The following is a 17,972-nucleotide window of genomic DNA, read 5'->3' as shown; positions in this document are numbered from 1 at the left end:
TCGGTCACGCGGTCATAGGAGAGCTGACCAGATAGGACCATGCGCTGGATTTCGCCCACCACCTCGTCGGGGATGGCCCTGGCCCCCATGGCGGTGGAGGCCGTCTTGCGGATCTTCCGCCCTGACGGGTCGGTGGTGGGCACGTCCACAGGCCGGGCCGCGTTGGCCCCCTCGGGGAAGAACTGCCCACTCTGGTTCTGGAAGTGGGACCATTCGTCAAAGCCCATGGGGGCCGCGCCCACGCTGGTGGTCTCGCCATCCTCATCCGCCAGGGGCGGCGTCTGGGCCCTTCGCTCCGCGATGGGCAGGTCCACTGGACCCTGCGTCTGCCGGGGGACGAATATGGGTGGCGTTTCCGCCATCCTCCCGGCGTCCATGGCCACCGTCCCGTCCTCCATCAGTGCGGAAAGGGCCTCCGACGCCTCGGTCAGATTTCCAGCCTTTTCCGCGGCGGCGGACAGATCCCCGGCAGTCCTGCGACCACCTTCCAGACTGCCGAGGATGGCGTCTCTGGCCGTCACAGAGCCGCTGAGAGGCGAGATTTCCAAGGCGGTATCTGGTGTTGGGAGGGAGGCCGCTGTCTCCTGCACGGTTGCTGTTCCGGCTGTTGGAAGGGTCTCCGGGTACGCACCGAACCGGTCAGAGAAGGACTGGTTGGCGGCGGCCTTCGCGCTCTCCACGCTTCTCGTGTTGAAGTCCGGATTCGCCTGATTTGCCCGGATGGTGTCCATGGTGGCGGAGCGCTGGTCCAGCGTGTTGTAGGCGGTGCCGAAGGTGCCGAACACGCCGCCGGAGAGGGCCCCGCCCGCCGCCGCCTGGGCCAGCTCCGCAAGGGAGAACTCCGCCTCCGGGTCCTTGTATGCCTTGTCCACAAGGTAGTTGGCCAGGTAGGAAACCGACTCCTCCCCGGCCTCCGTCCCCGCCTGCCGCAGGATGTTCCGCAGGACACCCTTGCCCCCGGTCTTCATCGCGTCCAGCAGGGTATCCAGGGGGATCTTCTCGGTGGCCGCCTCGATTCCGCCGGAGATCAGGCCCCGGCTCAGCGCCTCGGAGGCGGGCATCCCCCGTTCGCCCAGCTCATACATCCTGTCGGCGGCGGAGATGGTCCCCATGGCCACAAGAGGAAGGGCCGGGTTGACGGCGGCCAGGGGCAGGAGGGCGGCATTCTGTCCGATGGAGAGTGCAGTTCCGCCCAGGAACCGGGGGACCCCCTCCAGGCCCTCCAATGCCTGCTCCCGGTATTCCCCCGCCCGCCGCATGAGCTGCATGCCGGCGGAATCCGGAGAGACTGCGGTGCTCATGGTGTCATGCAGCTTTTGGTTGAGGGCTTGCCGCTTCTGGTCCAGCGCCTTCCACTGGTCCTGGGAGCGGATGTAGGTGAGGGCGTCGCCCGTCCGTCCGGCCTCCAGCGCCCGAATCTGCTGGTTGACCTGGGTGAGCTGGTCCAGCGCGCCGCTCTCCGCCCTCTCCCGCGTGTTCTTGTTGAGCTGGGAGAAAGTGTCCCCGATCACGGGCATGGCGGCGGCCCCCGTGCTCAAAATGCTCTGCGCGCCGCTTTTCAGCCGGTTCGTGCTCGTTTTGGACGGCGTGAGCGTGCTCAGCTCCCGGTCGATCTCCCGGAGCCGCGCCCGGTTTTCCGCCGTCTTTTCCGGCGTATAGACCTTGTGGCTGTTGATGGCCGCCCGCTCCGTGATGAGGTCCTTCCGCTGCTGTTCTAGGCTTTTTTCAGGCAAAGGAGTAGCAATTCCGGTGTTTACAGTTCTGGTTGAAAAACTTTTTAAGTCTTTTTCTTGTTTTTTTGCCTGATTGTTTACACTGTTCCAATTTATAGCCATAATTGGTCTCCTTCAAATTAGGAGATTACGCATAAAGCCCATACTGAGAAAGGAGGCGTTTGGCAGTTTCCTCAGTAATACTTCCACGCTCATAATAAGACTGAATGATAGAAGCCGCTCTTCTGCTTGCTGTATTTAGATTCCCGGTATCTTGGATTTTGCTAAGCTCATTTTGCAGCAGAACAAGACCGGGATTTGCTGGATCATAAATTTTGTGCCCATAAATAGTCCACGCGTCGTCCGCACTTAAACCTCCGACGGCCTGCTGAGACTCCGGGCCCCAAAATCCATCTGCTGTCACTCCAATAGACGCCTGCATCCGTTTGATCTGGTCAGAGGTCAGAGACCCGTTATCGTACTGAGGAGCATAGGGCCTATTATTGGTAGGAGAATCAGAAGAATTTCTTCCCGTAGGGCTCACCGGTGCGGAATAGGTAGCAGCCTGTGCCGGCTGATACCCTGTTCCCATGTAATACTCATAGGCGCTGAGCACGTTGGGCGTAAGATTGCCGTTTTCAATGGCGTCTATCATTTGGGAATAAGACAAAACGGGTTCTGTGGATACCCTGGTGAGGTTGTTGATGTAGGACTGCGCGTCGCTTGCGGTGATGCCCATAGGAAAACACACTGTCAAAGGGGTATGTAGCGGGGGTTAGCCCGCTACTGCGGGTTTTGTGGTGTTGATTTCAATGTATTCTACTATGCGTCTAAATTCATCCGCAAACTTAAATCTCACACTAATGTTTCCATTCTCATAAACCTTAATATGGTCGATCAGTTCAACGAGAAGTTCCCGGGAGAGCTGGTCGATATTTTGATGTTTTGTAAAGGCCACCAATGCGGGATGCTCACTCTTTACGCCGTTTGCCAGTTCCGCCCGTTCAGCGTTCAGCCGGGCCAGCACATCCGTAAGAGCGATGGTCTGTCGTTCATAATCGGCTTTCATATCCCGGTAGTCCTGCTGGGTAATTTCCCCGTCTTTCCAGTCTTGATAAAGGGACTGCTTGTAGCGGCTGATTTTTGCCAGTTCCCGCTCCTTTGAAGCAATCAATTCTTCCAAACGGATGGACTGGCTCTTTTTGACCGGGGCGGTGTTAATGCGGGCAATCATTTCCGAGTATGAAACAGCCAAATGGACTTGCTGTTGTACCGCAAAGAGGACAGCGGCCTCCAGACGATTATGCTTGATTGAGTGCATTGTGCAGGCTGTCCGGGAGCGGTTCTTATAGGTGGAGCAGGCATAGTACACATTATTGTTGTTGCCTACGCTTCGGGTAATCGCCCGTCCGCAGTCAGCACATTTTAGAAAACCGCTGAACAGGTGGACTTCCCGGCCTTTTGGAGAAGTGCGGGTATCACGCTGTAAAAGAGCCTGTACCTTATCAAAGGTTTCATAATCAATTATTGCCTCATGCGTACCAGCCACCTCCACCCATTCTTCACGGGGGACGCTTTCAACTTCGTGTACCTTGTAGCTTTTCACCCGACTGCGGCCCTGTGCCAAATCCCCGGTATAGTTGGGGTTCGTAAGAATGGAGTGGATCATGCGGGCTCCCCACATAGGATCGTCATATCCTCTTGTTGAAACGGGTATGCCCTTTTGCAGTTTATAAGCCGAGGGGCTGGGTACGCCGTGTTCATTCAGATACAAGGCGATGGCCCGTTTCGATGTCCCTTTTAGGAACAAAGAGAAAATAAGTTTGACGATTTCAGCGGCATCGTGATCGATGATCAACTGGTGCTTGTCCTTTGGGTGCTTTACATATCCATAAGGAGCAAATGCGCCGATGTACTGACCGTTGCGCCGCTTGTAGTCAAATACCTGGCGGATCTTCTTTGAGGTCTGGTAGCAGTATTGATCGTTCATCACATTCGTAATCGGGACGATAATACTGGAAACGCTGTCCGGGTTGAGGTAGCTGTCCACATTTTCAGCAAGACTGATAAAACGGACGCCCATCTGCACAAACAGGTTGTCAATCAGACTTCCCGCATCGCTGTAATTCCGGGCAAAACGGGAAAGGTCTTTTACCACAACACAGTTGATTTTCCCACTCATTACATCGGCCAGAAGCCGCTGGAAATTTTCGCGGTTGGCATCCGTCCCCGTGTGTCCATCGTCCACATATTCGGAAACGCTTTCAAATTCCTCAATGTGTTTTTGGTAAAAGTCATTCAGCAGGTCGCGCTGGTTTTTTACGCTGTTACTATCGTCTTTTCCTTTTTTCAAATCTTCTTTGGAAAGCCGGATATATTCGCCCAGCCGCCAGCGCCGGATCGTATAAGAGGGAGAGAAACTCTGTTGAAACCCTCTGTTTTTTGTTCGTGACATTGTTCCTCCTTCCCTATCGTGCCGCCAAAACGGTTCTGCAGGATGTCTATGCGCTGGATGAGGAACACGCCGAAGCCGTCCGGGTGCTGGAACAGCTCTGGGTGGAAGGATACACGGTGGCGGCGCATCAACTGGGAAAGTTCTACCGGGATGATCTCTCCACCATGCGGGATTATGAAAAAGCGGAGCGTTGGTTTCGCTTATCCGCAGAGGCCGGAAATGACTTTTCGGCATACGCACTCGGGAAGCTCCTGCTCTCTCAAAAGCGCACCGATGAGGCGGTGCGCTGGCTGGACAAGGCCGCCGGGCATGGGAATCCGTTTGCCCAATACCGCCTTGGGAAGCTCTGTCTCACCGGTGAGTCCGTAAAGAAGGATGTGAGAAAAGCTCTGGAGTACCTGACTGCCGCCGCCAGACAAGGAAACCCGTTTGCTCAGTACACACTGGGCAAGCTGTATCTCCTGGGCCGGGATGTGGAACAGGATCGGGAGCAGGCCAGGGATTGGTTCACCCGCTCCGCTGCCCAGGGCAATGCGTATGCTCAATTCTTCCTTGACCGCTTTGACCAGTTCCGAGATCCGTCCATCATGCTGGCGGCAACCAAGCTGCTCCATCACATGAGCCGGATCTTCCGGGACAATTCCATGCCGCCTCGCAATCCGGCAGGGATTCGCATTGATTCCAAACGGCGCAAGCGGCTGACGGAAAAGCGGATGGCCATGGGCCACAAGGCGGATGATCATGAGGAGCAGGTATCCTATCAGCAGACCATGTAACAGGAGGAGCCTATGTCGACTTACATTCATTTCATGGAAGAACAGAAGCAGCGAGCCGCCTCCGTTGATCTGGAGGAGTTCCTCCGCTGTCGGGGCGAAAAGCTCCTTGCCTCCGGCAGAGAGAAACGGCTGGCCCGTGACCATAGTGTCACCATCCGCGGCAACGAGTGGTACGATCATGCCGAGGAGCGGGGCGGCCACGCCGTCAGCTTCGTGCAGCGGTTTTATCACCTCAGCTATCCGGAGGCGGTGACCATGCTTCTGGGAGGCGAGCTGGGAACGGTTTATCCCTCTGCCGAAGAACGGGTAGAGGAGCCGCCGAAGCCCTTTGTCCTTCCGCCGGCCAATTCCAATATGCGCCGGGTCTATGCCTATCTGGTCAAGCACCGGAATATCGACCGGAGCGTTGTGGCGCACTTTGCAAGAGAGAAGCTGCTGTATGAAGACGCCGATTACCACAATGCGGTTTTCGTGGGTACGGATGAAGACGGCGTCCCCCGCCATGCCCACAAGCGCAGCGCCAACAGCTTCGGCAAAGCCTTCCGGCTCAATGTGGAGGGCTGCGATCCCCGCCACAGCTTCCACCACATCGGCACAGATGGGAGCCTCTATGTGTTCGAAGCTCCCATCGATATGCTCTCCTACATCACGCTCCATCCGGAGGGCTGGCAGAGCCACAGCTATGTGGTCTGCTGCGGCACCTCCATTCAGCCGGTGCTGAAGCTGCTGGAGCGGCAGCCGCAAATCAATACGGTCCTGCTCTGCCTCGACAATGACGAGGCTGGCCATCTGGCCAGCCGGCGCATGAAGGAACAGCTGGCAGGGAGGTACACGGTGGAAAGGCTCATTCCCGCACACAAGGATTGGAATGATGATCTGACCGCTGAGGAACCGTCCTACACACAAGTCATGCAGTAAATAACAACAACGCACACCACTTCCTGTTCGCCCGAAGTAGGCCGTAACAAGAGTGATGTGCGCATTCAGAAGTATGGAACCGAGCAGGAAGTGGTGTGCCCTGAAAGGGGTTAACCATGCCACACCAAGTCCTGATTTTGTTGGCCGCCGGCGGGCTGATGTTTCTGGTCATCGGCTGTCTGGCCGCCTTGTCCCACTACTATACCCTGAGCGGCATCAAGTCCAGGACAGTGGGCGACGGCCAGCACGGCACCGCGAGATGGGCCACAGCCAAAGAGATCCGGCAGACCTATGCCCATGTCCCCTTCGAGGTGAAGAAATGGCGCAGCGGCCAGAACCTGCCCACGGAGCAGGGGCTGGTGCTGGGGTGCAAGGGAAAGAAAGGCGAACTCACCGCCCTCGTGGACAGCGATGACATCCACTGCCTGATGATCGGCGCTTCCGGCATCGGCAAGACCGCCTATTTTCTCTATCCCAATCTGGAGTACGCCTGCGCCAGCGGCATGAGCTGGCTGGCGCTGGACAGCAAGGGCGACCTCGCCCGCAATTACGGCGCCATTGCCAAGAACTGCTATGGGTATCAGAATGTGGCCGTGATCGACCTGCGAAATCCCACCCGCTCAGACGGTAACAATCTGCTGACGCTGGTCAACCGGTATATGGACATTGCCCGGAGTGACCCGAACAATCTTGCAGCCCGGGCCAAGGCCGAGAAATACGCCAAAATCCTGTCCAAGACCATCGTCAATCCGGACGGCGATGACAGCAACCGCGGCCAGAACGCTTTCTTCTACGATGCGGCGGAAGGGCTTCTCACTTCGGTCATCCTGATGCTGGCCGAGTTCCTGCCGCCCGATAAAGACCACCCCCAGGAGCGCCGCCATATCGTCTCCGTGTTCAAGCTGGTGCAGGATCTGCTGGAGCCCAGCCGTGTCAAGGGCAAGAGCCACTTCCAGCTCCTGATGGCAAAACTGCCGCCGGATCACAAGGCGAGGTGGTTTGCCGGTGCCGCCCTCAACAGCGCCGAGCAGGCAATGGCCTCCGTCATGTCCACCGTGCTGTCCCGCTTGAATGCCTTTCTGGACAGCGAGCTGGAGCAGATCCTGTGCTTCGACAGCGCCATTGACGCTGAGAAGTTTGCTTCGGAGAAGTCTGCCATCTTCCTGATCCTGCCGGAAGAAGACACAACCAAGAACTTCATGGCCGGTCTCATGATCCAGAACCTGAGCCGGGAGCTGTTCGCTGTGGCCGATGAGAACGGCGGCAAGCTGAAAAACCGGGTGGTGCTTTTCTGTGACGAATTCGGCACCATGCCCCCGTTTGATATACTGCCCCTTTTCTCCGCTGGACGCTCTCGCCGGTTAACGCTCGTGCCGATCATCCAGTCCTTAGCGCAGCTCGAAAAAAACTACGGGAAAGAGGGCTGCGAGATCATTCAGGACAACTGCCAGGACACCATCTTCGGCGGCTTTGCACCCAACAGCCAGACCGCCGAAGTGCTGTCCAAAGCCCTGGGCAGCCGCACCGTCCTCTCCGGCTCGGTGAGCCGTGGCAAGAACGATCCCAGCCAGAGCCTGCAGATGATGGAGCGCGCCCTGCTGACGCCCGACGAGCTGAAATCCATTCCCAAGGGCAGCTTCATTGTCATGAAAACCGGCACACATCCTATGCGGACCCGGCTTCAGCTTTTCCTGAATTGGGGCATTACCTTCGGAGAGCCGTATGTGGTGCCGGAGAGAGCCAACCGAGCAGTGGCCTATGCCAACCGGGTGGATCTGGAGCGGAATCTTCCGCAGCTCAGTGAACCGGAGGAGATGGATGAAAGCCGCGGCTATGCGGTATCCAGCCGGGGTGGAATCGCCCACACTCCGGCTCAGGAGAGAGCCGTAAAAAGAGGAAAACAGATGAAGACATTCGGAGAGGAGGAACGATGAGCTACTTCGGAACGATTTACGCCGACACTGAGCTTCCCTCCAGAGCGAAGGCTGTCTATATGTACCTGCGGGATCGCTCCGATGCCGAGGGAAAGTGCTGGCCGGGCATCAAGACCATTGCCTCGGACATGAAGCTGTCCCGCTCCACGGTCAAGCGGGCGCTGCACGATCTGGAGCAGCACGGCTATCTCCAAAAAGATTCCCGCCAAAGAGCAAACGGGAGCAGCACCTCCAATCTCTATACCGTGAAATAAAAGAGAGAGTGGTTTGTACCAAAATGTAGTACAAACCACTCTCTGAATCAATGGCAATTTCAAAATCTTCCGCCAAGGGAGAACTGCGCCCATTCGCTGGACCCAGGAGCGGTTCATTGTGAACCACCCAGAAGGACTCACTCTATCAGAGATTTAGGTCAGAGAAAAGACTTATCATCATCTTAATGAAAAATCTTACTTCTCAAGTCGAAATTTCAGCAGCAGATACGGCTCCACTTCAAGGACGGTGGCTATCCTAAACAGCAGATCCAGAGACAGGCCATGACTCATGCCGGGCGCTTCAACGGACGCGAGATGCTGGCGGCTAATATCAAGGATCTCTGCCAACTGTTCCTGGGAATATCCCTTTTTCTTGCGATAGTATCCGATAGCATAAGACAGGTTTTCCATGCGCTCGGAAAAGTCAAAATCCCATTCCAGAGTTATCACCACCTTACGGAATTAGTTTATCCGAAGGCAGCGCATACTAAAATTAACTCTAAAGCATTATTGACGCTTATAAAGCGCCAATATATAATTAAAACACTATTTTGTTGGATGTTATGTGAGGTGTCAATATGACAAGGGGACTTGCCTGTGCCATCACCGGCCATAGACCGACACGCTTTCGCTTCAAATATGATGAAAACAACAACGGCTGCAAGCGGATCAAGAAACGCATCCGGGATCAGTTGATCCAGCTCTATGAGCAGGGCTTTCACCAGTTTTGGGTGGGCGGCGCTCTGGGGGTGGACATGTGGGCCGGGGAGATATTGCTGCGGCTGAAGGAACAGTCCGAGTATTGTGAGATACAGCTGAAGATCGCTCTGCCCTTTGAGGGCCACGACACAGACTGGGAAGATCGCAGCCGCAGCCGTATGTCTTTTCTGATCCGGCACAGTACGGAAACCATAGTAGTAGGCAATAAAGATATGCCCCCGGCGGTCAATTACCGGAGGCGCAATGAGTATATGATAGATCATGCAGACTGCTTACTGGCGGTCTATGACAACGACCGTTCTATCCGCAGCGGAACGGGCATGACCGTCAACTACGCCAGAAAAAAGGGACTGCCCATCACTCTGATCCACCCGGATAAGGCAACGATATCAAAAGAAAAACCTAAACGATGAAAACTACCCGTTGCGGATAGGGCAGGTTTATGGAATCCATGTTATACTGAATTGAAATGGATACTCCACGAAATGAATTCAATAAAGTATCCTGTTTCAACTGGCTTTTTTTACCCTCAGCAGATATAATGAAAACGAGGTGATGCGATGTGAAGATACGAAGAATTGCGGCGTTTTTGCTGGCAGGTATCTTGCTGGCCTGTTGCTGCGCGGGCTGTTCCGACACGGCCAAAAAAGAAGAGACGCCGACCACCATTACGGTCTGGCACGTCTATGGCGGCCAGACGGATTCCCCACTCAACGACCTCATCGATGCGTTCAACCAGACGGTGGGAAAGGAGCAGCGGATCAACGTGCAGGTCACCTCCGTGTCCAACACCAACACCATCCACGAGCTGGTGCTGGCCGCCGCCAACGGAGAGCCGGGTGCCTCGGAGCTGCCCGACCTCTTCATCTCCTACCCAAAGACCGTGATGGCCCTGCCCGACGACAGCATTCTGGTGGACTACCGGGACTATTTCAGCCAGGAGGAGCTGTCTGCCTTCCTCCCAGCCTTTCTGGAGGAGGGGACGGTCAATGACCGTCTGGTGGTGCTGCCGGTGGCCAAATCCACAGAGATCATGTTCATCAACCAGACCATCTTCGACCGCTTCTCCCAGGCTACCGGCGTAACGATTGAGGATCTGGATACATGGGAGGGGCTTTACAGGGCTGCGGAGATCTACGCGGACTGGACCGACGACCAGACGCCGGATATTCCGGGGGATGCCAAGTCCATGTTCGTTCATGACTACTACTTCAACTACTTCCAGGTAGGAGCCCAGTCCCTGGGCGAGGACTTCTTCCGGGGGGATGAGCTGGCCTTCGGCCCCGCCTTCCAGACGGCGTGGGAACCCCTGGCCCGGGCCGCCCTGCAGGGCGGAGTCTGGCTCAAAGGCGGGTACGCCACCGAGTCTATCCGCACCGGCGACAGCATCGTCAGCGTGGCCTCCTCTGCCAGCATCCTCTATTACAGCGATGTGGTGACCTATCCGGACAACACCTCTGAGGACATCACCATCATCTCCCGGCCCTGCCCGGTGTTTGAAAACGGAGAAAAGCTGGTGATGCAGCGGGGCGCGGGCTTCTGTACCGTCCGCTCCACCCCGGAGCGGGAGCGGGCCGCGGTGACCTTCCTCAAATGGCTCACCGAGCCGGAGCACAATGTGGAGTTCGTGACCCGGACAGGCTACATGCCGGTGACCCAGGCTGCATTCGAAACGGAGCTGCCAAAGGCCATTGAAGGTTTGGAGAGCGCCAAATATGCCTCTCTCTATCAGGCCTATCTGAATACCCAGCAAAACTATAAATTCTATGTGCCGCCCCAGTTGGAGAGCTACCTGAGTCTGGAAACCACGCTGGAGGACCATGTGCGGGCCCAGCTGGCCCTGGGCCGCCGGGATTATCTGGAGGCCGGAGAGACCGCGCTGGAGCAGATTAGTGCGGACCGGCTCCAGTCCTTCCGGGAGATCATGGAGCGATAACCTGTAAGAGAGGAGGAACCACCGTGCGCAACAGACTGAAAGAACTCCGGGCGTTGAACGCCTTTGCCAAAAAGCAGAGCGTAGGGATGCAGCGAAAGCTGATGCTCTACTGGGTGTCCATGATCCTGGTGGTCTTTGCGGCGGTGGTCCTTCTGCTGTCCATCGCTGGGGCCTTCTCCCGGGATGATGAGCAGCTCCATGAGGTAATGGAGCTCCACCTGAGCAACACAGGAGATACGCTGGCCAGCCAACTGGACCATCTGACCGCCCAGAGCCTGAATCTCTCCAAGGAGCTCAGCCGGGAGATCGAGGGGGCGCTGGTACAGGAGGGCATTTCGCTGCAGGAGGTCAACGATGATCCGGAGCGGCTGCTGAAGCTGCAGGAGGTCATGTACCCGCTGATCAGCACCACCCTCCAGACGGCCAACTGCAATGGCGCCTATGCAATCCTGGACGCCACCACCAACACCGGCCTGGAGGGGGCGGACCACTCCAGAAGCGGCATCCATCTGCGCTACTCCAACCTCAGCGCCAGCAGTCCGGTCACACCCACAGTGGTCTACTTCCGCGGCATCCCGGACATCGCCCGTCAAAAGGATCTGGAGCTGCACAACCGATGGAATCTGGAATTTGACACCGATCAGATCCCGGGCTGCCGGGAGCTGATGGATGCGCCGCTGAGCCGGCCTGCCGACCGCTACTTCTGGTCCCGCCGGATCGATCTAAAGGATACCTGGGAATCCGCTATGCTGCTGTGTGTCCCCATTGTGGGGAGCGACGGAACGGTGTACGGCGTGTGCGGGATAGAGCTCAGCGCCCTGTATTTCCAGTTTTCCTATCCCACCCTGGAGGGAAAGTTCGGCTCCGCCGTCACCGTGCTGGCTCCGGTCCAGGACAGCCGTCTGCTGCTGCCGGATGGATTGGTGGGCAGCGTCAACGGCACCTACCTGGACGGTCAGGAGACTCTGGCCATCCATCAGGGGCGATACTATAACGAATACGACACAGGCGCTGGACGGTATATCGGCCTGCACCAGACCATACCCATCTCCAGAGGGAAACCGGAGGACAACGTCTGGGCCGTTGCCATCCTGATCCCCCAGGAGAGCTATGCCGCCTACACAGCCGGCGTCCAGCAGACCTGGATCATTGCGGCCCTGGGACTGCTCCTGGTGCTGCTGGCCCTGTCCTTCTTCCTGTCCCGGCGATTTGTCCGGCCCATCACCGACAGTCTGAAACGGTTCCAGCAGGCGGAGGGGCCGGAGCAGGGGATGTCCTCGGGCATCTCGGAGCTGGATGAGCTGGCGGAGTTCCTCAATGCCCGGGCGCGGAATCAGCGGCTGGAGCAGGGAGAGCTTCCTCCCAACATTGCGGAACTGTTCGACCAGTTTGTGGAGCGGAAGGATCTGCTGACCGAGGCGGAGCGGAATATCCTGCGCTACTACATCGACGGGCACGAGATCGCGGAGATCCCGGACCTGGCCTTTATCAGCATGAGTACGGTCCGCAAACACAACCGGAGCATCTACGAGAAACTGGGGGTGGCCTCCCGGGATGAGCTGATGCTCTACATCGATCTGCTCCGCCGCTGCGGAAGGCTTCAGGAGCTTTTCTAAGACAAGTTTCTCCATCACAGCAAAGCGCACAAAACCAGAGGACTGGTTTTGTGCGCTTTCTCTATTATCCAATGGATATCTTTGCGAAAAAGTGGGAAAAAGTATCCGACGGACCATATACTCCAGCCCCTTACTCCTGTTATAACAGGAGTAGAAACGAGGAGGTGCGGAATATGACAAATCTCTTGTCCAGCCACTTAGAGGACCGGTCCACGCCCCAGTATTTCTGCTTTTCCATCCGCTGCGAGGTGTGCGGAGAATTTTGGTACAGCAGCAGCATCCCCTTTTCCAAAGCGCTGCAGGCGGCGGAACACCGGGAGAAGAAGGAACTCTATGACGCCATCTATCAGCGGGAGAAGCAGCGGGCCATGCAGGCGGCCGGTCAGGAGGCCAGGGAGCGGTTCAGCCAGTGCCCCATCTGCCGGCGGCTGGTCTGCGACGCCTGCTTCCTCATCTGCGATGAGATGGATCTGTGCCGGGAGTGTGCCGGCCGGATGGAGGAGTCCGGGGAGCCGGTGGCTCCATGAAGGGGCGTTGGCTGCCGCTCCTCCTGCTGTGCCTAATCCTGGCTGGGTGCGGCACGGTGGATGCAGGGGACCGTCTGATCGCCGGAGCGGAGGGTGCTGAGGCATACAGCGCGGCTCTCGTTCCCTTCCTCCCCGGGTATTCCCTTCAGACGGCAGAGGATACCCTCTACGCGGAGGTGAGCCGGGGCAGCGCCGTAGCCTGCTTTGATGTACAGGCCATCCCGGCGCTGGAGCGGGGCATTGGCCGGTATTGGTATCCCCATGTCACGGCCACCGTGATCCTGGCGGTGGACCGCAGCCGGACGGACGCCGCCGTCACCGGCTGGAACAGCCTTCGGGAGAGTCCGGTCCCCGTGGGCATCAGCAGCAGTTCCGTGATCCGCAATATGCTGGCTCTGGGCGCCCTGTCCTACGCTCTGGACCGGGAGGTGCCCTCCAAGCGTGACGCTCTGGAGTTGCTGGAACACCTTGGTCAGAACGGAAACTTCCGGCTGGAGGCGCCGGATGCCCCTATTTTGATCTGTCTGGACTGCGAGGCTGCCGCGTGGAACCGGAACGGAGGAAATTATGAGATCATCGTGCCGGCAGAGGGCACGCTGTCCTACCGTATGGGGCTGCTCTCCGATGTCCCTCTGACGCTGGAGCCGGGGCTGGATGAAACCCTTCTGTCAGCAGGGCTGCCCCTGGCGGACGGAGAGAGACCGGCCGATTTTCCCGATGATTACCGGCCGGCCCGTACCCTGAGCGAGGAGGACTACGGCTGGTTTCTGGAGTTGACCGGGGACAGCAGCCGGGACCTACGCCGGCAGGTGCTCCACATCCGGCGCTATACCACAGCAGATCTCCGGGAGCATATTTTATCCGCCCTGCTCCTTGCCGCCGCCATCCTGTTGTGGAAGGGGACGGTATCCCATCGGATGATCCGCCGGGATGTCCGCCGGGTAGTGGGGGTTATGGGCTGGCTGATGGTGGGATGGCTGCTGCTGCGTCTGTTCAAATATCAGTTGATAGCAGATGGGCTTCTGTGCCGGATGTGCTGGTACGGCTATTACATCTTTCAGCTTGCCCTTCCGGTAACGCTGCTGTATCTGGCCGTAATCCTGGATCATCCGGAGGGTGAGAAAAAGCCGCTGCGCCCTCTGTGGCCGCCTCTGGCCTGCTATGCCCTCTCTGTGCTATTGGTACTCACAAACAATCTCCACCAGCTGGTGTTTCGTTTTGACCCGGCCGGGGACTGGGCCTCAGACTACCGGTACGGTCCGGGATACTGGGGCGTAATGGCTTTATCCCTCCTGTTCCTGGCCTGCGCAGTCTGGAAGCTGCTCCACAAGGGGCGGTATAGCCCCTACTGGGCCGGCAGGGTGGTTCCGCTGCTGTTCTGCGCGGGGCTTCTGGCCTACATCACTGCTTACATCAGGCGGGTGCCTCTGGCGTGGGAGAGCGATCTTACTGTGAACATCTGCGTGCTGTCCGCCCTGTTTTTTGAGTCGGCCCTCCACGCGGGGTTTATCCCGGTCAATCTTCAGTATCAGCGCCTGTTCACCGCCACTCCCATTGGGCTGACGCTGCTGGATGAGCAGGGCCGCACCGTCCTGTCCTCCCGGGGCGCGCCTCCCGTCTCCCGCTCCATCTGGCGGAGGATCTCAATGGATATGACCCATCCGCTGCTGCGGGACAGCGACACCCAGCTTCACGCAGTCCCCATTCACGGCGGTATGGCGGTATGGCAGGAGGACCTCTCCCAGCTCAACCGGCTGCGCAGGGAGATCCAGGCTGTGCAGGCCCGTCTGGAGGCGGCCAACGCCCTGCTGCGTGAGGAGAGCGAGGTGAAAAAGCGCCTGCTGGCCGCGGAGACAAACCGCGCCATGTTTGAACAGCTGGACCGGGACATGGAGCGCCGCATCCAGACGCTGGGACGGCTGATCGAGACTCTGCCGGAGACCCCCCATCCCCGGGGCCTGACCGCCTATATCACTCTTTGCTTGTGCCATATCAAACGCAGATGCAATCTGTTTTTCCTGGCACGTCAGGGAGATGGACTGCCCGGAGAGGAATTGAACATTTATCTGGATGAGCTGGCAGAACTGGCCCGCTATGCGGGGCTGCGGCTACTCATTCGATGCGGGCAGCGTGGAGCGCTGGAGATCCGCAGGGCGGCACTGTGCTACGACTTTGCCTTTGAAGCCATATCCTGGGCCCTGCGGGAGAACGCCTCTCCTCTGCTGGGGTATCTGGAGCCGGAGGGCGCCCATCTGGTTTTCCGTTTTCTTCCGGGCGGTGATCCCGGACAATGGCGCTTTTCGGAGGAACTGACGACGGCGGCTGCCGCGCTGGGCGGTCAGATCGCCTGCAAAGATCTGGACGATGCCGTTGGGATCTGCATGACGCTGCCCTGGGGAGGTGAGTCCTGTGGCTGAATTTTACCGGTTTCCCCATTGGGTGCTGACCACATTGGTGATGGCGGCCGCCCTGTGCATCGTGTTTCAAACAAGGGCCATCTCTTACAGCATCCGACGTCTGCCCACCGGCTGGGTGCGCCGGGTGGAAAATGGGATGGAGTGCGCCATCCTCGGGGTGCTGTTCCTCTTCGCCGCCCTTCTTGCACAGGTGCAGTATGGGCTGTTCTGCGGCTTTTTGGCGCCCAGCGCCTACGGCCTTGTCCGGCAGGCGGTGTTTTTGCTGACTGCGGTGCTGGGAACCACCGCCGCGGTGGGGATGGAACTGATCTGGCCGTTTTTTGCCGTGGGCGGGGCGGCTGTCCTGCTCCCCCTGGCAGAGACGGTCACAGGGCCCGCCTATCCCGTCTTTTTTCTGATGAGTATGGCGTTCTTCCTGCTGCGCAGCGTACATATCTGCCTGCTGCGCCGGCGGGAGCTCTACACCCAGATCTCCTCCGTATCCGTCAAGGAAGCCATTGATACCCTGCATACCGGCCTGCTGTTTTTTCGGCGGTCGGGGGAGCTCCTGCTGTGCAACCGCAGCATGGAGGCGCTGGCACGGCAGATGACGGGGCAGCCGGTACAGGACGGAAGGCTGTTTCAGCGGCTGCTGGAGTGCGGCCCGCTGTGCGGCGGCTGCGCACGGGAAGTTCTGGGTGGGCAGCAGGTGTTTCGCCTCCCCGATTCCTCCGTATGGAGCTTTTCCGCCCATGAGCTCCCCATGGGGCGCCGGACCATGCTTCTGCTGACTGCCGATGATGTCACGGAGCATTGGGATGCGGTGACCTTTCTTGCCCGGCAAAACCAGGCGCTGGAGCAGCGCGGACAGGAGCTTCGCAGCACCATTGCGCATTTACAGGCCATCTGTGAAGCGGAGGAGATCGCCCGAAGCAAGGCGAGGGTACATGACCTTTTGGGACAGCGGATCAGCCTGCTGCTCCGGGCGCTGCGGGATGACCGGCAGATGGATGAGTCGCTGCTGCTGGACTTTGCCCGCAGCCTTCCCACGGCCCTCCGGGAAGATCCCACGCCCAGCCCTGCTCATCGTCTGGAGATGCTGCGGGAGACCTTCCAGGGCATGGAGGTGTCGGTGGAGTTCCAGGGCGCGCTGCCGGAGGATGGGGCGGTGGCAGACAGTTTTGCCGAGATCGCCGTGGAATGTGTCACCAACGCCGTGCGCCACGGGTATGCCACCCGCATCCAGTTCCACTTTTTCCAGAATGACTGCTGGCGCATGACGGTCACCGACAACGGCATCCCGCCTGCCGGACCCATCCGGGAGGGCGGCGGCATCGGCGGGATGCGCCGCAGGGTCCGTCAGCTTGGCGGAAGAATGGAGCTCTGTACTGTCCCCCGATTCCGAATCGAACTGTCTGTTCCAAAGGAGGCTGTGGAGAAATGACAAACGTTCTGATCGTGGAGGATCACGTTTCCATGCGGGAATCGCTGACCACGGCGCTGACAGCGGCGGGAGATTTTTCCGTGGTGGGCGAAGTGCCCAACGCAGACTACGCCCTGGATTTCTGTAAGCATCTGCATCCGGAACTGGTGCTGATGGATGTCTGCACCGAGGGCGGCGCCTCTGGGCTGAAGGCGGTGGAAGCCATCCGCAAAACAGATTCGGAGGTCAAGATCATCGTCATGACCGCCTTTGACGAGATCACCTACATCCCCCGGGCCAGGGCCGCCGGGGCCAACGGCTTTGTCTACAAAAGCCGGAGCCTGCACGATTTTCTGGAGGTGGCCCGGACGGTGATGGCGGGGGGCAGCAGCTTCCCGGAGCCCAGGACCATCCCCATGCCCCAGGGTGAGGCTCCTCTCACCGACCGGGAGATGGAAGTGCTCCGGCTGATGTGCAGGCACATGACCAACAAAGAGATCGCCCAGGAGCTGTTTATCAGCGAAAACACCGTCAAGTATCACAAGATGAACATGCTGGGCAAGACCGGCTTTTCCAAGGCGGTGGATCTGGCCTTCTACATGATCTCCAACGGCTGGATCAATCCCCTGTATTGAAAAATTGCACTTCCTATCCACCGGCTTTGTGCCGGTGGATTTTTTGTTTCAGGGAAAAGACTACCCGCAGCGGGTAGGGTGCAAATTCGAAATAAGCTCTACAATAAATCTGTAATACAGAAGGTATGGGAGGTGGGGAGGCTGAAAACTGTGCTCCTGATCATGCGGCGGGCATCGCTGGCTCAGGGCCTGATGGCGAAAGTGCGGGACGCCCCGGGAATACAGCTGTGCTATGAGCCGGACTATGCCAACGCGGATGTGGCCATCCGCAGCCATCTGGCCTCCGGGGCACTGCTGGAGGTCTCCGAGGACGGCGATCACGGCATCGACTTCTGTCTGGCCCTGTGCGCATGGCTGCGGGAAGTCACGCCCCACTGCCGGCTCATGCTGATGTGCCCCGAAGGACAGCCGGAGGCTGTGAGCCGCGCCATCGAGGCTAAGCGTAGGGGCGAGATCGACGACTTTGTGTTTTATGATGTATCTCTGGACTATTTGGCCGCCAGTCTGCAATCCCTTTGAGATAGGCAAAGATCATTTTGAAATGGGGGGTACCCCCCATTTCAACGCCTACCGTGGTAGGCGTTGATCCGGCTCTGGTCGATTCGGTTTTATACACAAAGACGGCCTGGCGGCGAACACCAAGAGACAACGGAAAAAGTGCTGCGGTTTT

At 58.3% G+C, this 17,972-nt stretch carries 16 protein-coding genes; 12 read left to right on the top strand and 4 right to left on the bottom strand.

Going from position 1 to position 17,972, the window contains the following annotated elements; translation table 11 throughout:
* The 3 genes from E0E29_RS17100 to E0E29_RS17090 all read right to left on the bottom strand — a co-directional run.
* The coding region (locus tag E0E29_RS17100) for a hypothetical protein (protein WP_130850961.1) at nt 1-1,733 on the bottom strand (1,733 nt) is incomplete at its 3' end.
* A 127-nt stretch (nt 1,734-1,860) separates the two neighbouring features.
* On the bottom strand, nt 1,861-2,451 hold the full coding sequence (locus E0E29_RS17095; protein ID WP_130850960.1) for a hypothetical protein: 591 nt from the start codon (nt 2,449-2,451) through the stop codon (nt 1,861-1,863).
* Between the two features lie 36 nt (nt 2,452-2,487).
* Complete coding sequence (locus E0E29_RS17090) at nt 2,488-4,167, bottom strand: recombinase family protein (RefSeq protein ID WP_130850959.1); 1,680 nt, start codon at nt 4,165-4,167, stop codon at nt 2,488-2,490.
* Here E0E29_RS17090 and E0E29_RS17085 point away from each other — a divergent pair.
* The 4 genes from E0E29_RS17085 to E0E29_RS17070 all read left to right on the top strand — a co-directional run bounded on the left by E0E29_RS17085 (nt 4,161) and on the right by E0E29_RS17070 (nt 8,049).
* On the top strand, nt 4,161-4,943 hold the full coding sequence (locus tag E0E29_RS17085; RefSeq protein WP_242622576.1) for a tetratricopeptide repeat protein: 783 nt from the start codon (nt 4,161-4,163) through the stop codon (nt 4,941-4,943). The genes E0E29_RS17090 and E0E29_RS17085 overlap by 7 nt on opposite strands.
* A 12-nt stretch (nt 4,944-4,955) precedes the next feature.
* A complete protein-coding gene (locus E0E29_RS17080) occupies nt 4,956-5,861 on the top strand; it encodes a DUF3991 and toprim domain-containing protein (RefSeq protein ID WP_130850957.1) in 906 nt (301 codons plus the stop codon).
* 116 nt (nt 5,862-5,977) lie between these two features.
* Nucleotides 5,978-7,795: a type IV secretory system conjugative DNA transfer family protein gene (locus tag E0E29_RS17075; protein WP_130850956.1), complete on the top strand. Its 1,818-nt coding sequence runs from the start codon at nt 5,978-5,980 to the stop codon at nt 7,793-7,795.
* Nucleotides 7,792-8,049: a helix-turn-helix domain-containing protein gene (locus tag E0E29_RS17070; RefSeq protein ID WP_130850955.1), complete on the top strand. Its 258-nt coding sequence runs from the start codon at nt 7,792-7,794 to the stop codon at nt 8,047-8,049. Before E0E29_RS17075 ends, E0E29_RS17070 begins: the two co-directional genes overlap by 4 nt.
* A gap of 195 nt (nt 8,050-8,244) precedes the next feature.
* Here the strand turns inward: E0E29_RS17070 and E0E29_RS17065 are convergent, their stop codons facing one another.
* Complete coding sequence (locus E0E29_RS17065) at nt 8,245-8,460, bottom strand: helix-turn-helix domain-containing protein (RefSeq protein WP_116721466.1); 216 nt, start codon at nt 8,458-8,460, stop codon at nt 8,245-8,247.
* Nucleotides 8,461-8,627: 167 nt separating this feature from the next.
* Between E0E29_RS17065 and E0E29_RS17060 the strand changes: the two genes are divergently transcribed.
* The 8 genes from E0E29_RS17060 (at nt 8,628) to E0E29_RS17025 (ending at nt 17,821) form a co-directional block, all read left to right on the top strand.
* Nucleotides 8,628-9,182 (top strand): SLOG family protein, encoded by a 555-nt coding sequence (locus E0E29_RS17060; RefSeq protein ID WP_130850954.1) that lies wholly within the window; start codon nt 8,628-8,630, stop codon nt 9,180-9,182.
* 149 nt (nt 9,183-9,331) lie between these two features.
* Nucleotides 9,332-10,705, top strand: a complete 1,374-nt coding sequence (locus E0E29_RS17055) for an ABC transporter substrate-binding protein (RefSeq protein ID WP_130850953.1) — start codon at nt 9,332-9,334, stop codon at nt 10,703-10,705.
* A gap of 23 nt (nt 10,706-10,728) precedes the next feature.
* Nucleotides 10,729-12,321: a response regulator transcription factor gene (locus tag E0E29_RS17050; RefSeq protein WP_130850952.1), complete on the top strand. Its 1,593-nt coding sequence runs from the start codon at nt 10,729-10,731 to the stop codon at nt 12,319-12,321.
* A 173-nt stretch (nt 12,322-12,494) separates the two neighbouring features.
* A complete protein-coding gene (locus tag E0E29_RS17045; RefSeq protein ID WP_075705368.1) occupies nt 12,495-12,848 on the top strand; it encodes a hypothetical protein in 354 nt (117 codons plus the stop codon).
* Nucleotides 12,845-15,265, top strand: a complete 2,421-nt coding sequence (locus E0E29_RS17040) for a histidine kinase N-terminal 7TM domain-containing protein (RefSeq protein ID WP_130850951.1) — start codon at nt 12,845-12,847, stop codon at nt 15,263-15,265. The genes E0E29_RS17045 and E0E29_RS17040 overlap by 4 nt, the downstream gene beginning before the upstream one ends.
* Nucleotides 15,258-16,688, top strand: a complete 1,431-nt coding sequence (locus E0E29_RS17035) for a sensor histidine kinase (protein WP_130850950.1) — start codon at nt 15,258-15,260, stop codon at nt 16,686-16,688. Before E0E29_RS17040 ends, E0E29_RS17035 begins: the two co-directional genes overlap by 8 nt.
* Entirely contained in the window at nt 16,685-17,302 is a 618-nt protein-coding gene (locus E0E29_RS17030) for a response regulator transcription factor (RefSeq protein ID WP_130850949.1), read from the top strand. Before E0E29_RS17035 ends, E0E29_RS17030 begins: the two co-directional genes overlap by 4 nt.
* 150 nt (nt 17,303-17,452) lie before the next feature.
* Nucleotides 17,453-17,821 (top strand): hypothetical protein, encoded by a 369-nt coding sequence (locus E0E29_RS17025; protein ID WP_075705364.1) that lies wholly within the window; start codon nt 17,453-17,455, stop codon nt 17,819-17,821.
* Nucleotides 17,822-17,972: the final 151 nt, after the last annotated feature.

The sequence above is a fragment of the Intestinimonas timonensis genome (genome assembly GCF_900626145.1).
Classification (GTDB): domain Bacteria; phylum Bacillota; class Clostridia; order Oscillospirales; family Oscillospiraceae; genus Intestinimonas; species Intestinimonas aquisgranensis.
The sequence above is the reverse complement of the archived record's forward strand: the minus strand, read 5'-3'. Positions and strand labels throughout refer to the sequence as shown.

Coding starts and splice junctions, on each gene's coding strand:
- E0E29_RS17095 (WP_130850960.1), bottom strand. CDS start 2,451: ATGGGCATCACCGCAAGCGACGCGCAGTCCTACATCAACAACCTCACC.
- E0E29_RS17090 (WP_130850959.1), bottom strand. CDS start 4,167: ATGTCACGAACAAAAAACAGAGGGTTTCAACAGAGTTTCTCTCCCTCT.
- E0E29_RS17080 (WP_130850957.1), top strand. CDS start 4,956: ATGTCGACTTACATTCATTTCATGGAAGAACAGAAGCAGCGAGCCGCC.
- E0E29_RS17075 (WP_130850956.1), top strand. CDS start 5,978: ATGCCACACCAAGTCCTGATTTTGTTGGCCGCCGGCGGGCTGATGTTT.
- E0E29_RS17070 (WP_130850955.1), top strand. CDS start 7,792: ATGAGCTACTTCGGAACGATTTACGCCGACACTGAGCTTCCCTCCAGA.
- E0E29_RS17065 (WP_116721466.1), bottom strand. CDS start 8,460: ATGGAAAACCTGTCTTATGCTATCGGATACTATCGCAAGAAAAAGGGA.
- E0E29_RS17060 (WP_130850954.1), top strand. CDS start 8,628: ATGACAAGGGGACTTGCCTGTGCCATCACCGGCCATAGACCGACACGC.
- E0E29_RS17045 (WP_075705368.1), top strand. CDS start 12,495: ATGACAAATCTCTTGTCCAGCCACTTAGAGGACCGGTCCACGCCCCAG.
- E0E29_RS17040 (WP_130850951.1), top strand. CDS start 12,845: ATGAAGGGGCGTTGGCTGCCGCTCCTCCTGCTGTGCCTAATCCTGGCT.
- E0E29_RS17030 (WP_130850949.1), top strand. CDS start 16,685: ATGACAAACGTTCTGATCGTGGAGGATCACGTTTCCATGCGGGAATCG.